The 15,671-nt window shown below is 65.1% G+C and carries 9 protein-coding genes; 2 read left to right on the forward strand and 7 right to left on the reverse strand.

Annotation, left to right across the window (positions count from 1 at the left end; all coding sequences use genetic code 11):
* The 6 genes from nirB to HNQ95_RS22380 all read right to left on the reverse strand — a co-directional run bounded on the left by nirB (position 1) and on the right by HNQ95_RS22380 (position 10,373).
* Positions 1-2,451: a nitrite reductase large subunit NirB gene (gene nirB, locus HNQ95_RS22355; RefSeq protein ID WP_182575279.1), complete on the reverse strand. Its 2,451-nt coding sequence runs from the start codon at positions 2,449-2,451 to the stop codon at positions 1-3.
* A 20-nt stretch (positions 2,452-2,471) separates the two neighbouring features.
* Complete coding sequence (locus HNQ95_RS22360; RefSeq protein WP_182575278.1) at positions 2,472-3,764, reverse strand: MFS transporter; 1,293 nt, start codon at positions 3,762-3,764, stop codon at positions 2,472-2,474.
* A gap of 394 nt (positions 3,765-4,158) precedes the next feature.
* On the reverse strand, positions 4,159-5,394 hold the full coding sequence (locus HNQ95_RS22365) for a CmpA/NrtA family ABC transporter substrate-binding protein (protein ID WP_067964520.1): 1,236 nt from the start codon (positions 5,392-5,394) through the stop codon (positions 4,159-4,161).
* A complete protein-coding gene (locus HNQ95_RS22370; RefSeq protein ID WP_067966949.1) occupies positions 5,391-5,987 on the reverse strand; it encodes an ANTAR domain-containing response regulator in 597 nt (198 codons plus the stop codon). Before HNQ95_RS22370 ends, HNQ95_RS22365 begins: the two co-directional genes overlap by 4 nt.
* Before the next feature lie 118 nt (positions 5,988-6,105).
* Positions 6,106-9,192: an efflux RND transporter permease subunit gene (locus HNQ95_RS22375; protein ID WP_182575277.1), complete on the reverse strand. Its 3,087-nt coding sequence runs from the start codon at positions 9,190-9,192 to the stop codon at positions 6,106-6,108.
* Positions 9,189-10,373, reverse strand: a complete 1,185-nt coding sequence (locus HNQ95_RS22380) for an efflux RND transporter periplasmic adaptor subunit (RefSeq protein WP_067964524.1) — start codon at positions 10,371-10,373, stop codon at positions 9,189-9,191. Before HNQ95_RS22380 ends, HNQ95_RS22375 begins: the two co-directional genes overlap by 4 nt.
* A gap of 17 nt (positions 10,374-10,390) precedes the next feature.
* On the opposite strand from HNQ95_RS22380, the gene HNQ95_RS22385 reads away from it, so the two are divergent.
* Together HNQ95_RS22385 and HNQ95_RS22390 are read left to right on the forward strand one after the other, a co-directional pair.
* Positions 10,391-11,074: a TetR/AcrR family transcriptional regulator gene (locus tag HNQ95_RS22385; protein WP_312870962.1), complete on the forward strand. Its 684-nt coding sequence runs from the start codon at positions 10,391-10,393 to the stop codon at positions 11,072-11,074.
* Positions 11,075-11,265: 191 nt separating this feature from the next.
* On the forward strand, positions 11,266-12,027 hold the full coding sequence (locus HNQ95_RS22390; RefSeq protein WP_157097150.1) for a glycosyltransferase family 25 protein: 762 nt from the start codon (positions 11,266-11,268) through the stop codon (positions 12,025-12,027).
* 138 nt (positions 12,028-12,165) lie between these two features.
* Here the strand turns inward: HNQ95_RS22390 and smc are convergent, their stop codons facing one another.
* Positions 12,166-15,624: a chromosome segregation protein SMC gene (smc, locus tag HNQ95_RS22395; protein ID WP_182575276.1), complete on the reverse strand. Its 3,459-nt coding sequence runs from the start codon at positions 15,622-15,624 to the stop codon at positions 12,166-12,168.
* Between the last annotated feature and the right edge of the window lie 47 nt (positions 15,625-15,671).

A 15,671-nucleotide genomic window follows, 5' to 3' on the forward strand; every position in this document is an offset into this window, starting at 1 on the left:
TCATTCCGCTGCCTCCGCATAGCCGACCGAGGCCATCGGGCGGAACTCGTGCTTGTCCTTGCCGGAGACGCGCTCCGACCATGGATCGACCTGGGCGAATTTCTGGGAAAAGACGAAACGCTCGTAATAGGCCTTGCGCTTGCCGGCATCGTCGAGGATCTGGCGCCTGATCTCGGCAATGCCGACACGCTTGGCCCATTTGTAGATGCGTTCGAGATAGCGGCCCTGCTCGCGATACATCTGCGTCAGCGCGACGATGACCTCGAGCGCCTCGTCCTCCGATTTCACAAGGCCGAGCACCTCGGTGCCCTTGATGTCGAGGCCGGCAGCACCGGCAAAATGGATCTCGAAACCGCTGTCGACGCAGATCACGCCGATGTCCTTGCAGGTCGCCTCGGCGCAGTTGCGCGGGCAGCCCGACACCGCCATCTTGAGCTTGGCCGGCGTCCACGAGCCCCACATGAACTTCTCGATGCGGATGCCGAGTCCGGTCGAATCCTGGGTGCCGAAACGGCACCAGTCGGAGCCGACGCAGGTCTTCACCGTGCGCAGGCCCTTGGCATAAGCGTGGCCCGAGACGAAACCGGCCTTGCCAAGATCGGACCAGACCGCCGGCAGGTCCTCCTTCTTGATGCCCAGCATGTCGATGCGCTGGCCGCCCGTCACCTTGACCAGCGGGATCTCGAACTTGTCGACGACATCGGCGATGGCGCGCAATTCGCCTGAGCTGGTCACCCCGCCCCACATGCGCGGCACCACCGAATAGGTACCGTCCTTCTGGATGTTGGCGTGGACACGCTCGTTGATGAAACGCGACTGGTAGTCGTCGGCATATTCGTCGGGCCAGTCGCAGACGAGGTAGTAGTTGAGTGCCGGCCGGCACTTGGCGCAGCCGCAGGAGGTCTTCCACTGCAGCTCCTGCATCACCTCCGGGATGGTCTTCAGGCCCTTGGCCTTGATCAGGCGGCGCACGTCGTCATGGCCGAGCTCGGTGCATTTGCACATCGGCTGCACGGCTGTAGGGTTGTAGCTGTCGCCCAGGGTCAGCGACATCAGTTGCTCGACCAGGCCGGTGCAGGAGCCGCAGGACGCGGACGCCTTGGTATGGGCGCGGACGTCGTCGAGCGAGGTCAGCCCCTTCGCAACGATGCTGCCGGTGATCTTGCCCTTGCAGACGCCGTTGCAGCCGCAGATTTCCGCATCATCCGCCAGTGCCGCAACGGCCGCCATAGGGTCCAGCGGCGATCCCCCCTGATAGGCCTGGCCGAAGATCAGCGTGTCGCGCATCTCCGAAATATCGGTCTGCTTCTTCTTGAGGTCGTTGAACCAGGCCCCGTCACCCGTTTCGCCATAGAGCACCGTGCCGATGACACGATTGTCCTTGAGCACCAGCCGCTTGTAGATGCCGGCTGCGGCATCGCGCAGCACGATCTCCTCGCGGTCGTCGCCATCGGCGAAGTCGCCGAGCGAATAGAGGTCGATGCCGGTGACCTTGAGCTTTGTCGGCGTGTCGGAATGGACGAAGCAGGCCGTCTCGTCGCCGGCGAGATGGGCCGCTGCGACGCGTGCCATCTCGTAGAGCGGCGCGACGAGCCCGTAGACCTGGCCGCCGACCTCCGCGCATTCGCCGAGCGCAAGGATGTCGGGATCGGATGTGCGCATGCCGTGGTCGACCACAATGCCGCGATTGGTGTCGATGCCGGCATCCCTGGCGATCGATGCATTGGGCCGGATGCCGACTGCCATCACCACCAGCGTCGCCGGGATGATGGTGCCGTCGGCGAGTTCCACGCCCTCGACCTTGCCATCGCCGACGATGGCCTTGGTGTTGGCCTTGGTCATCACCTTGATGCCACGCGCCTCGACCGCCTTCTGCAGGAGATAGCCGGCGGCAGGGTCGAGCTGGCGCTCCATCAGCGTCGGCATGACGTGCAGCACCGTCACATCCATGCCCTGCTCCTTCAGTCCCGCCGCGGCCTCCAGGCCGAGCAGTCCGCCGCCGATCACCACCGCCCTGGCGCGTGACTGGGCGGCAAGCAGCATGGCATTGACGTCGTCGAGGTCGCGGTAGGTCAGCACGCCGGGCAAATCCGTGCCCGGCACCGGAATGATGAAGGGCACCGAACCGGTGGCGACGACCAGCCTGTCATAGGGCTCGGTGACGCCATGGTCCGATGTGACGGTCTTCGCCACGCGGTCGATGGCGACGATCCTGTGGCCCTTGTAGAGCGTGATGCCGTGCTTGATGTACCAGCCGTCGCCGTGGATCACGATCTCCTCGAAGACCTTCTCGCCCGACAGGACCGGCGACAGCATGATGCGGTCGTAGTTCACGCGCGGCTCGGCGTTGAAGATGGTGACCTGGTAGCGGTCGGGTGCTGCTTCCAGCAGATGTTCCAGCATGCGCCCGGGGGCCATGCCGTTGCCGATGATGACAAGTCTCTCGGTCATTGCTGTGCTCCTCGACAATGTCACTGGGCAGCGAAGGTCAGCGGCGCGTCGGCGCTTTCGCGCGACATCCGGCGGATCGACAGGTGCATCCAGACCAGCGATGCCACGACGATGGCGAACAAAAGCATGAAGCAGCTCGACCACAGGCCGGTGAGGTCGTTGAGCGCGCCGAAGGCGATGGGCAGGATGAAGCCGCCAAGGCCGCCGATCATGCCGACGAGGCCGCCGACGGCGCCGACATTGTCGGGATAATAGGCCGGGATGTGCTTGTAGACGGCGGCCTTGCCCAGGCTCATGAAGAAGCCGAGCACGAAAGCGACGACCATGAAGGCGATCGGCCCGACCTCGAAGTGGAAGGACATCGGTCCGCTGATGCCGTGCACGACATAATCGGCCGTCGGCAGCGACAGGATCAGCGTGGCGATCGCCGAGACGCCGAAGGTCCAGTACATCACCGTGCGGGCGCCGACGCGGTCGGAGAGGATGCCGCCATAGGCGCGGAAGATGCTGGCCGGGATCGAATAGGCGGCACCGATCATGCCGGCGGTGACGATGTCGAAGCCATAGACGCCGATCAGGTAGCGCGGCAGCCAGAGAGCCAAGGCGACGAAAGCGCCAAAGGAAAAGAAATAATAGAGGCCGAAGCGCCAGACCTGGACGTTGCGGAGCGGCGCGAACTCGGCCCAGAAGCTCTTTGCCTGTCCGCCATGGATGCGGCGCTGGCGGATGACGGGGTCGTCCTCGCTGCCGAACCAGAAGATGAAGGCCATGAAGCCGAGGCAGGTTGCCCAGATCAGCGCCACTTCCTGCCAGCCGCCGGCAAGCAGCACGAAGGGTGCCAGGAACTTGGTAACGGCGGCGCCGACATTGCCGACGCCGAAGATGCCGAGCGCCGTGCCCTGCTTGCCGGCCGGAAAGAAGCGCGAGACATAAGCGACACCGACGGCGAAGGAGCCGCCGGCGAGGCCGACGCCGAGGGCGGCGATCAGCATCTGGGTGTAGGTCTGGGCAAAGGCGAGCAGGAAGGTGGCGATGGCCGCCGCCAGCATTGTCGCGGTGTAGACGAGACGCCCGCCGAAACGGTCGGTCCAGACGCCAAGCACGATGCGCACCAGCGAGCCGGTCAGGATCGGCGTGCCGATGAGCAGCCCGAACTGGGTTTCGGAGAGGCCGAGCTCCTGCTTGATGCGCACGCCGATGATCGAAAAGATCGTCCACACGGCAAAGCAGACGGTGAAGGCGATGGTGGAGATGGCAAGCGCCCTGACCGGAGCATTGTCCTGGCTGGGGGCGGCTGGGAGGGTGGTGGTCATTGTCGGCTCCGTTGTGCGGCGTGGGAGGCGCCGCGCTGATCTGGATCGCGAAAACAAAAAAGCTGCCGGCCAGGGTCGCGCGTCCGTACATCCGGGATCGCGGTCATCTGGTCGGCAGCTTCGCCTGGGGCGCCCGCCATTGGACGCCGATATGTCTGGCCCTGCCGCATCGTGCTCACCGAAACTCGATCTCGAGTTTCAGGCCGATGCGGTGGCCTCGTCTACTGCAATGCACAAGCCGTGCCAGTTTCACTGATCACGGCGTTCCCTTTTATTTTCAGATGCTTATGTAAAATCGGCCGCATTGGCTGCCGAATTACAGGCGATCAATCGATAGCCAACTCACGTCGGCACCTGCCCAATTTATGTGCAGCGCACAAAAATTGACGACCGATCAGCCGGCCACGTTCCGCTGGGCAGCGATGTAGCCGTCGAGATCGTCGGGATCGAACAGGCCGCCGTCAAAGAATCCGTCCGGCCCAAGCACCAGGCTGGCGCCGGCCGAGCCGACCGGCGTCGGCACCGGCAGCGCACCTTCGACCTTGGCATTGGCGCCGGGCAGTGCCGCCCCCAGCGGCTTGAGCGCGGTGCGGTAGAGGTCGGGACGGTAGGTGTCGCGGGCGATCGCGGCATTGGCGGCGGAATGCTCCACCTGGCCCCAGCGCACCATCTGGCTGTAGAACCACAAGGCATGGCTCTTCCACGGGAAGGTCGCGGCCTTGGCCTGCGGCACGAAGAAGTCGTCAACGTCGACGAGACTGTCCACTGCCGTGCCGAGATGGCCTGACAATGCCGGCAGCATCCATCCGGCCGGGCGCCCGACATAGGCAGGCGCCGACATGATGCCGGCAAGCTCGGCGTGATTGGCCGGTTCCGCGCACCACTGCGCCGCATGGTGGATGGCGCGCAACAACGCCGACAGCGCCTCGGCATTGGCCTCGCCCCAGCGCGCGTCGGCGCCCAGCACCTTCTCCGGGCTGGAACGCCAGATCTTGGCCTTGACCGTGGCGATGCGGCCATGGCCGAGCAAAACGGCGGCGGTGTTCCAAGGCTCGCCGGCGCAGAAGCCGTCGAGCGCGCCCGAGCCCAAGGCATCGGCCATCAGCGGCGGCGGCAGGATCACGATCTCGACGTCGCGGTCGGGATCGATGCCGCAGGCAGCCAGCCAGTAACGCAGTTCGTAGTTATGGCCGGAATGCGGATGAACGACGCCGAGACGCAGCGGCGACGCGTTGCTGCGGGCACGCGCGGCGACGACGGCGCGCAGCGCCTCGCCGACGGCACGCGGCGAAAGATCGTCGCTTGCGCCATGGCCGGCCATGTCGTGCCACAGCGCGTTCGACACGGTGACCGCATTGCCGCCGAGGCCGAGCGCCATCGGCACGACGGTGTTGGCCGCCAGCGGGGTCAGGCCGAGATTGCAGGCGATCGGCATCGGCGCCAGCATATGCGCGACCTGGAAATGCCCGACCGCGAGCCGGTCGCGGATGTTGGCCCAGGAGGTCTCGCGCAGCAAGGTGAGCTCGATGCCTTCGGCCGCGGCAAAGCCCTTCTCCCGGGCCGCGACCAGAAGCGCGCTGTCGAGCAGCGGCAGGAAACCGGCTGAAATCTCGAAGCGGGCCTCGCTCATGCGTCGTCTCCCAACAGGCCTGCAGCGGTGACGAGGCTTTGGGCGATCTCCGACAGCTTGCGGTTCTGGTTCATCGCCGCCTTGCGCATCAGCGCATAGGCCTCGGTTTCGGAGATGCCGCGCGACTTCATCAGGATGCCCTTGGCGCGGTCGATCACCTTGCGGTCCTCGAGTTCGCTGCGCGCCTCCTCCAGTTCGCGCGCCAGCCGCGAAAACGCATTGAAGCGACTGACGGCCATGTCGAGGATCGGCTTGACCCGCTCGCGCTTCAGCCCGTCGACGACATAGGCGGAGACGCCGGCATCGACCGCGGCCTCGATCGAGGCGCTGTCGGAGCGGTCGACGAACATGGCGATCGGCCGCTTCACCGCTCGTGACAGCTGGAACATGTTCTCCAGCATGTCGCGGTTGGGGTTTTCGAGATCGATGACGATGACGTCGGGATTGATCTCGGCGATGCGTCGGCCGATGCCTGAAACATCGTGGACCAGCGTGACGTCCTCATGCCCGGCCTCGCGCAGCCCCGCCTCGATGATCGAGGCGCGGATGCGGTTTTCGTCGATGACGAGTACCCGGAGCGCGGCGGTCTTCATGCTCTTCTTCTTTGCGCGCCGGCCGTCATTGTGCAACGCAAAAATGCAGTGGCGGCCGTGGCAAAGCAAAAGGCCCCGGATCATCGCTCCGGGGCCTCTTTCATTTCAGATCATCCGCTCAGTGATGGTGGGCGGGTTCCGCCATCTGCGCGGCGTCGGGTTCCTCGACATGGGCGGCGAGGTCCTTGCGCGAGATGAAGGTGTAGAACATCGGTACCACGAACAAGGTGAAGATCGTGCCGACGATCACGCCGCAGAAGATCACCAGACCCATCGAATAGCGCGCGGCGGCACCGGCGCCCGAAGCGATGATCAGCGGCACCACGCCCAGCGCCATCGCCGCCGTCGTCATCAGGATCGGCCGCAGGCGAACCTTGGCCGAAGCGATGATCGCCTCGCTGCGCGACAGCCCATGCTCCTCACGTTGCTGGTTGGCGAATTCGACCAGCAGGATGCCATGCTTGGTGATCAGTCCTATCAGTGTGATCAGACCGACCTGGGTGTAGATGTTGAGCGTGCCCAGCCCGAGATTGAGCGGCACGATGGCGCCGAAGATCGACAGCGGCACCGACATCATGATGATGAAGGGGTCGCGGAAGCTTTCGAACTGCGCCGCCAGCACCAGGTAGATCACCACGATCGCCAGGCCAAAGGCGATCAGGATGGTGCTGCCCTGCTCGCTCTCCAGACGCGACTGGCCGGAATAGTCGATGAAGAAGCCGGCCGGCAGCAATGGCCCGGCAATGTCTTCAATCACCTTCAGACCATCGCCGGTGGTGACGCCGGGCACCGGCAGTGCCGAGATCGTCGCCGAGTTGAGCTGGTTGAACTGGTCGATCGAGGCCGGCGAGGAGTTGGTCTGGATCGACACGACAGCCGACAGCGGCACCATCTGCCCGTTGACGCTGCGGACGAAGAACTCGCCGAGCTTCTCGGGATTGTTCCGGTATTCCTCCGGCACCTGCATGATGATGTCGTAGCTGTTGGAATCCCGGTCGAATTCGGCGATCGACCCACCGCCGACAAGCAGGCTCAGTGTCGTGCCGATGTCGCGCACCGACAGGTTGAGCGCTGCCGCCCTGTCGCGGTCGATGGTGACCGTGACCTGCGGCGCATCGAAGGACAGCGAGTTCTGCACGACGATGAAGCGGCCGGAGGCCTGCGCCTTCTGCTTGATCTGTTCGGCCACCTCGAAGACCTGGCTCGGATCGCCGGTCGACTGGATGACCATCGAGATCGGCAGACCGCCGCCGGCGCCCGGCAGAGAGGGCGGTGCGAACACCAATGCCTCGACGCCGCTGACCTTGGATAGGCGTGCCTGGATATCCGCCTGGATCTCCTTCTGCGAGCGCGTGCGATCGGCCCAGTCCTTCAGCACCCAGACGGTAAAGCCCGAATTGGTAGCGCCGCCCATGCCGACGATCGAGAAGCTGGTCTTGAGCTCCGGCAGGTCCTTGGTGAGGTCGCGGATCTGGTCGGTATAGAGGGTTGTGTACTCCGTCGTCGCATAGCGCGGCGCCGTGACCAGCGCAAACAGCGCTCCCTGATCCTCTTCCGGCGCCAGTTCGTTCGACGTCTTGAAGAACATGAAGCCGGTCACGCCGACGAGTGCGACGACGATCAGCAACGTCACCGGCCGGTATTTCAGCGAGCCGGCGACCAGGCGTTCATAACGGTTGGCGATGCGTTCGAAGGAACGGTCGACGAACTGCGCGAAGCGGCTGTGGTTGCCGGCCTTGAGCATGCGCGCCGACATCATCGGCGTGATGGTGACCGCGATGAAGCCTGACAGGATGACCGCACCGGCAAGTGTCACCGCGAATTCGCGGAACAGCGAACCGGTCAGGCCGCCGGTGAAGGCGAGCGGCGCGAACACCGCGGCAAGCGTGATGGTCATCGCGACCACCGGCCCGAAGATCTCGCGCATGCCCTTGAACGCCGCCTGCATCGGCGACATGCCCTCCTCCATGTGGCGGTGGATGTTCTCCACCACCACGATGGCGTCGTCGACGACAAGGCCGATGGCAAGCACCATGGCCAGAAGCGACAGAAGGTTGATCGAGTAGCCCATCATCAACAGGATGAAACAGACGCCGATCAGCGACAGCGGGATCGTCACCACGGGCATCAGCACCGAGCGGAACGAACCGAGGAACAGCAGGATGACGACGATGACGATGGCCACCGCTTCGGCGATGGTCTTGAACACCTCTTCGATCGAGGCGCTGATCGTCTCGGTCGAGTCATAGACCATGGTGATGGTCATGCCCTGTGGCAGGCTGGCGCTGATTGCCGGCAGCTCGTTGATGACCGCGGCCGCCGTATTCAGCGGGTTGGCCGACGGCGTCGGGAAGATGCCGATGAAGGTGCCGGGCTGGCCGTTGAAATTGACCACCGTGTCGGTGCTTTCGGCGGCCAGTTCGACATGGGCGACGTCACGCAGCCTGACGACGTTGCCGTTGTCCGACTTGAGCGGCAGCTCGCCGAAGGATTCCGGCGTCTGCAGCGTCGACTTCATGGTGATCGAGTAGGCGACATACTCGTTTTTGGTCTTGCCGGGCGCCGACAGGAAGTTGGACGCGTTGATGGCCTGCAGCACTTCGGCTGCAGTCAGGCCACGCGCGGCGAGCTTCACCGGGTCGACCCAGACGCGCATCGAATAGTTGGCGGCACCGAGCACCTGGACTTCGGCAACGCCCTCGATCGTCGACATGCGCGGACGGATGACGCGCTGGATGTATTCGGTCAGTTCCTCCGAGCTCATGTTCGGGTTCTGCATCGCCAGATACATGATGGCGAACTGCTGGCCTGTTCCCTTGACGATGGTCGGATCCTTGGCGTCGGACGGCAGTTGCCCGCGCACCTGCTGGACCTTGGACATCACCTCGGTCAGAGCCGTGTCGGGATTGGAGCCAAGCTCCATCTGCACGGTCACCGTGCTCGACGACGGCCGGCTCTGCGAGGTCACATAGTCGATGTTCTCGGTCGTCGCCACGGCGGCGGCGATCGGTGCCGTGATGAAGCCCTGGATCAGGTCGGCGCTGGCGCCGGGATAGACGGTTGTGATGGTGATCACCGTCTCCTCGACCTTGGGGTACTGGCGCACCGACAGGTTGAACAGCCCCTGGAAGCCCAGGAGAAGGATCATGAGGGCGACCACCGTCGACAGGACGGGGCGGCGGATGAAGATGTCTGAAAAACTCATTTTGCAGCCGCCTTGGCATCGGCCGAGGTGACCGGCGAGACCGTGTTGTCGACCTTGACGGGGGTGCCGTTGGTCAGCCTGTTCTGGCCGGCGATGACAAGTTCGTCGCCAGGCTTGATGCCTTCGATGATCTCGACGCGGCCTTCCGAACGGCGGCCGACCTTGACGAAGACCTGGCTGACTGTGAGCGCCGGTTCAGCGTTGGCCTCCGCCGGTGCTGCGGCGGCTGCCGCAGCCGGTGCGGCCGCACCTTCGGCGACAGGCTTGGCCTCGGCCGGACGCACGACATAGACATAGTCGCCATAGAGGCTGGTGGTCAGCGCCGTCTGCGGCACGGCCAGCACGCCATCTTCCCGGGGCAGCTCAACGCGCACGCGCACGAACTGGCCGGGGCTCAGCTTGCCGTCAGGATTGGTGATCTCGGCACGGACCGAAACCAGGCGGCTTTGCGGATCGACCTTGGGATCGATACCGACAACAGCGCCCTTGAAGGCCATGTCGTCGGCGGTCACACCAAAGACGACCGGCTGGCCCATCTTCAGCGAGGCGAGCTGCTGCTCGGGCACGGAAAAGTCGGCACGCATGGTGTCGAGGTCCTGCAGGGTGGCAACGATGGTGCCGGGGGCGAGATACTGGCCGTCATCGACCTTGGGAATGCCGATGGTGCCATTGAACGGGGCACGCAGTTGCTTCTGGTCGAGCACGGCCTGCAGCTTCTGCACCTGCGACGCCGAGGTCGAGGCGGTGGCACGGGCGGCATCGAGCGCCACTTCCGAACCGACGCCGCGGCGCTGCAGCTCGATGGCGCGGTCGAGCGACTGCTGGTCGAGCGCGGCCTGGGTCTTGGATGCGGCGAGGTCCGCCTGCTGGACGGTGTCGTCGAGCTGGATCAGCACGTCGCCCTGCTTGACGCGCTGGTTGGCGGCGAAATTGATGTCCTTGATGATGCCTGCCTGCTCGACCGTCAGGTCGACGCCCTGCGAGGCATTGACCGTGCCGATCGTTTCAATGCCTGGCGTCCAGGGAGCCGGTTCGACCTTGGTGGTCGCCACCGTCACCGACGCGACCGGCATGTTGGCGAAGAACTGCTGGATCGCATTGTCGCGGAACATGTTGAAGCCGACGATACCGCCACAAACAAGGACAAGCAGAACGAGAGCGATGATGAGACGCTTGATCAAAGGAGACCCCAATCGATTTGGAACCGCATATCCCCGGATGGGTTGCGGTGCACAATGGACCCATTTTGGCGAAAACCCAAGGGCGGCGGGCTTACTGTACCGTCTGGACGGTATTGTCAACATACGATAAAGTGAACTTTCAGGAGGTAGCGCCGATGGCTGGTCATCGACCGAGTTCACGCGACAAGATTCTGGCCGCGGCCAGCGAGCTTGCCGACATCGTCGGCCCGGGCAACTTGTCGCTCGACGCGGTGGCCCAGCGCGCCGGCGTGTCGAAAGGCGGATTGCTGTATAATTTCCCGACCAAGGCCAAGCTCATGCAGGCGCTGGTCCAGGACTATCTCAAGAGTTTCGAGGATGCGCTGGAGGCAGAGGCGTCAAAGCACGGCGATGCCACCAAAAATAGTCTGACCGCCTACATTGAACTGTCGGCGCGGGAGTGCGAACAGAAGCAGCCGTCAGCGGCCGGAGTGCTCGCAGCACTTGCCGAAGACCCCGATTTCCTCAATCCTGTCAGGGACTTCAAGCGCCAGTTGCTCGACCGCCTGAAGTCGGAAACACCAGATACGGCCAAGCTGATGGTGGCGTTTCTGGTCATTGAAGGGCTGCGCAGCATGAAGCTGTTCGACATGGACATATTGAACGACGACGAGCGCAACATGGCGCTTTCCTACCTGCTCGGCGAAGCCGCGGCTTCTTAAGGCGGTCGCGGTAATGCGGTCGCGTCAGGCGGAGCGCTGCTTTTGCGACATTTGCCATTTTCCTACTATACGTTGCGCCGAGTTTATGAGATTCAACCACCGCACAAAATATCGTTGCATTCGAACGCGTGTCCATGTTGCCCAATGGTTGCGCGTAGTTTAGCGGTACACGCATATAAGTGAGCCACTATATGACTTCGTCGTTGCCGGTCACCTTTGTCGTGACAGTGGATGCCGAAGCTGGGCCCCGGCGCAAGTCGGCGAACGCACAGCTTTCAGCACTTTCGTGGCCCTTCGCGTTCGTCGAAGGCCTCACCCCTCAATGTGCTGAAACCATTCAGCTTTACGACGCCAGGCAGAACCGCAGGCATTCCAAGCGCCCGCTGGCGCCGGCCGAAGTGGCGGCCTATGCCAGCCATCGCAAGGCGATGCGCGCCTTCCTCGACACCGATGCGCCAACGGCTCTCATCCTCGAGGACGATTTCCGCCTGCTGGAGCCGGAAGCCTTTGCCGCCCGCATAGCGGCGCTGCAGCAAGCGCCTGTCGAATGGGACATCCTCAAGCTGTTCGATTTCCAGGATCGGCCGGTGGTGGACTCCGTCGCCGTCGCCGACATCGCCATCGTTTCGCATGGCAGCCCGACTGCCGGCATGGTCGGCTACCTCATCACGCGGCGTGGCGCGGAAAGTTTCCTGAGCCGGGCCACCGTCTACCGCCAGATCGACGAAGACATAAAGTTCTTCTGGGAACTCAAGCTGCGCGTGCTCTCGATCAAGCCCAATCTGGTGACCGACGTCAGCGCCGAACTCGGCGGCAGCCTGATCGAGGCCGATCGCAACGAGGTCAAGCTGAGGCGGCATTGGACTGTGTCGGTCAAGGCGCTCGGCCAGACCGCGCTGCGCCAGATCAACTACCGGCGCCACCGCAAGCACTACAGCCTCAAGCTCAAGTAGCCTTTTCCGGGACAGCTCGCTTTGCCCAGCGCAGACCAGTTCGCTGCGCGAACAGTCGAAGCAGCTCGCTACGCGAAGCGATCGGGAGCAGCTCGCTGCGCGAGCGCTTGAAGCAGTTCGCTGCGCGAACGCTGGAGATCAACTCGCTTCGCGGAGCGATTCAGCAGCCTGCAGGTCGACCGACACCAGCTGGCTCACCCCCTGCTCGGCCATGGTGACGCCGAACAGCCGGTCCATACGCGCCATGGTGATGGGATTGTGGGTGATGACGACGAAGCGCGTCTCGGTCGATGCCGCCATCTCGTCCATCAGGTTGCAGAAGCGCTCGACATTGTGGTCGTCCAGCGGCGCGTCAACCTCGTCGAGCACGCAGATCGGCGCCGGATTGGTCAAAAACACCGCAAAGATCAGCGCCATCGCCGTCAGCGCCTGCTCGCCGCCGGACAAAAGCGTCATCGTCTGCGGCTTCTTGCCGGGCGGGCGGGCGAGAATTTCGAGACCGGCTTCGAGCGGATCTTCCGACTCGATCAGCTGCAACTCGGCGGTGCCGCCACCAAACAGATGGGTGAACAGGCGCTTGAAGTGGCCGTTGACCAGATCGAAGGCGGCCAGCAGGCGCTCGCGGCCCTCGCGGTTCAGGCCCTGGATGCCCTGGCGCAGCTTGCGGATCGCCTCGATGATGTCCTCACGCTCGGAGACGATCGCCTCCAGCCGGTCGGACAGCTCCTTCTGCTCTTCTTCGGCGCGCAAATTGACCGCGCCCAGCCGCTCGCGCTCGATCTTCAGCCGCTCCAGCGTCCGCTCGACCTCGCCGGGATCGGGCATCTGATCGTCGGCTTCGAGGCCCGTATGCTTGATCACCAGATGCGGCGGCGTCGCCAGCACTTCCTGGATCCGCGCCTCGACCTCGCGCCGACGTTCGTCGGCGGCGGTCAGGCGCTCCTCGGCGCGGGCTCTTGCTTCGCGCGCCTCGGCCAATCCCTGGATGGCAGCGGTTGCGGCCTTGTCGAGAACGGACTGCTTGTTCTCCGCCTCCTGCAGCCGGTCGGAGACTTCCTTGCGCGTGGCCTCGGCGCGCGTCAGCTCCGACATCAAGGTTCGGCGGCGGGCGTCGAGTTCGTCGGGCGCCTCGGCCAGCGTCTCGCGTTCGGCGGCTGCTTCCTCGCGCCGCTCAGCCAGCGCCTCGACCTGCTCGGCGGCACTTTCGGCGCGCAGCACCCAGCTCTGGCGCTCGGCGGCGATCGCGCTGAGACGGCGCCCCCTCGCCTCGGCTTCACGGTTGAGGCCGTCATGCACGGCGCGTGCATCGGCAACCGCGGAGCGATCGCGCGCCACCGCACCGGACAGCTGTTCGAGCCGCGCCTGCAGGTCGGCAAGATCAGGCGCCGAGCCCAGCATGTCCTCGGCTTCGACATAGCCGGCCTGCGCTTCCTCATGCGCATCGGCGACGCGCGCGCGGGCTTCATCCAGCGCCGCGCGACGGCTGGTCAGTTCGCCCGCGGCCTTTTCGGCCTGGGCAAGCGCGTCGCGCGCCGCACCGACATGGTGCTGGGCGTCGCGCCATGCCTGCCGCGCCTGGCGTTCGGCCTCGGTGTTTTCGCGAACGGCGTTTTCCGCCCGCGCCAGGGCCTCTTCGGCGGCGCGCACGACAAGCGTCGCCTGGACGGCTTCGGCGTCGAGCTCGGCGAGCCGGTTCTTCTGGGCGAGACGCTGCGCTGCTGCGGTCGGCGCGTCGGCGCTGGCCGTCAGCCCGTCCCAGCGCCACAGCGCGCCCTGCCTGCTCACCAGCCTCTGGCCCGGCGCAAGCAGCGGCTGCAGCCTTGTCGCATCGGCGGCATCGACGACGCCGATCTGGGCGAGACGGCGCGCCAACTGATGCGGCGCGCGGACGACCTCGGCGAGGCTGCGCACGCCGTCGGGCAGCTTCGGGTCAGTCGGAGCCAGCTTGGCATCACCCCAGTGTACGGGTGCTGCGCGGTCGAGCGCTGCTTCGAGATCGTCGCCAAGGGCAGCACCCAGGGCTGTCTCGAAGCCGCGCTCGACGCCGATCTGCTCCAGCACCGCCGGAAAGAGATCACCAGACGCTGCGTTGATGATCTTGGCCAGCGTGCGTGCTTCGGTTTCGATCCGCGCCAGCTCGGCCTTGGCTTCCTGCAGCGGCGTGCGCGACGAAGCCTCGGCCTGGCGTGCCTCGGTGACGGCGCGCTCGGCCTCGGTTGCCGCGAACTCTGCTTCCTCGAGCGCTTCCTGCGCCGCCTCGGCCAGCATCTGCTTTTCCGCCGGATCGGCCAGCGCCGAAATGCGCGCCGCAATCTCGCCGGCCTCGCGGTCGAGTTCGGCAAGCTGGCGGGCGAAGCGGTCGCGGCGTTCGGCAGCGTCGCGCATGGCGCGTTCGGCCTGGGTGCGGCCGGCAGCCGCCTCGGCGCGTTCGGCGGTCAGGCGGCCAAGCTCGGCCTCGGTCAGCGCCAGCGTCGCCATCGCCTCCTCGAAGGCGGCACGCGTATGCGTCTCGCGGTCGGTCGCGCCGGCATTCTCGTCGTTGAGCGCCTTCTCCTCGGCATCGAGACGCGCCAGGATTGCCGCATTGTCGCCGATCATGCGCTGTTCGCGGGCGATGTCGGCATCGAGCTGCTGCAGGCGGCGGTCGAGCTCGCTCTGGCGCGAATTGATGCGGCCGGCTTCTTCCTCGAGCTGCGAGCGCGCAATGGACAGGCGTTGGAAGGTTGCGGCGGCAGCAGCCGCGGCGTCGCGCATCTCGGGCAGTTTGTGGGCGCCGACGGCCTGGTCCTTGGCCGCCGCCATCTGCGAGGCGGCGCGGTCACCGACAACAGCGGTGGCGGTGGCCAGCGCCGATTGCGCTTCGCCCTCCTGCGCCTTGGCCAGCGTCCAGCGCAAATGCAGCAGCGTCGCTTCCGCCTTGCGAATGTCGGCCGACAGGTTCTTGAAGCGTGATGCCTGGCGCGCCTGCCGCTTCAGGCTTTCGATCTGGCTTTCCAGCTCGCCGACGACATCGTCGAGGCGCTCGAGATTCTGTTCGGCGGCGCGCAGGCGAAGCTCGGCTTCGTGGCGGCGGGTGTGCAGACCGGAAATGCCGGCGGCCTCTTCGAGCAACGCGCGGCGTGCCTGCGGCTTTGCCTGGATCAGCTCGCCGATGCGGCCCTGCCCGACCATCGAGGGCGAGCGCGCGCCGGTCGACTGGTCGGCAAACAGCAGCTGCACGTCCTTGGCGCGGGCTTCCTTGCCGTTGATGCGATAGACGGAGCCGGCCTCGCGCTCGATACGACGCGACACCTGCAGCTCGTCGGCATCGTTGAAGGAAGCGGGCGCGGTGCGGTCGCTATTGTCGAGGAACAGCGTGACTTCGGCAGTGTTCCGCGCCGGGCGCGTGCCGGAACCGGAAAAGATGACGTCGTCCATGCCGGAAGCGCGCATGTTCTTGTATGAGCTCTCGCCCATCACCCAGCGCAACGCTTCGACGAGATTGGACTTGCCGCAGCCATTCGGCCCGACGATGCCGGTCAGCCCGCGTTCGATGACGAACTCGCCGGGCTCGACAAAGGATTTGAAACCGAGAAGGCGGAGGCGCGAAAACTTCATTCGCGCCAGTCCGCACGGAAGGGTGCACCGAAGCCGTGTTGCCTCGG

Origin of the sequence: Aminobacter ciceronei (genome assembly GCF_014138625.1) — a bacterium.
Classification (GTDB): Bacteria; Pseudomonadota; Alphaproteobacteria; order Rhizobiales; family Rhizobiaceae; genus Aminobacter; species Aminobacter ciceronei.

Bases quoted from the DNA above. Each gene is read 5' to 3' on its own strand.
- HNQ95_RS22365 (WP_067964520.1), bottom strand. From the start codon at position 5,394: ATGAGCGAGGCCCGCTTCGAGATTTCAGCCGGTTTCCTGCCGCTGCTC.
- HNQ95_RS22375 (WP_182575277.1), bottom strand. From the start codon at position 9,192: ATGAGTTTTTCAGACATCTTCATCCGCCGCCCCGTCCTGTCGACGGTG.
- nirB (WP_182575279.1), bottom strand. From the start codon at position 2,451: ATGACCGAGAGACTTGTCATCATCGGCAACGGCATGGCCCCCGGGCGC.
- smc (WP_182575276.1), bottom strand. From the start codon at position 15,624: ATGAAGTTTTCGCGCCTCCGCCTTCTCGGTTTCAAATCCTTTGTCGAG.
- HNQ95_RS22360 (WP_182575278.1), bottom strand. From the start codon at position 3,764: ATGACCACCACCCTCCCAGCCGCCCCCAGCCAGGACAATGCTCCGGTC.
- HNQ95_RS22370 (WP_067966949.1), bottom strand. From the start codon at position 5,987: ATGAAGACCGCCGCGCTCCGGGTACTCGTCATCGACGAAAACCGCATC.
- HNQ95_RS22390 (WP_157097150.1), top strand. From the start codon at position 11,266: ATGACTTCGTCGTTGCCGGTCACCTTTGTCGTGACAGTGGATGCCGAA.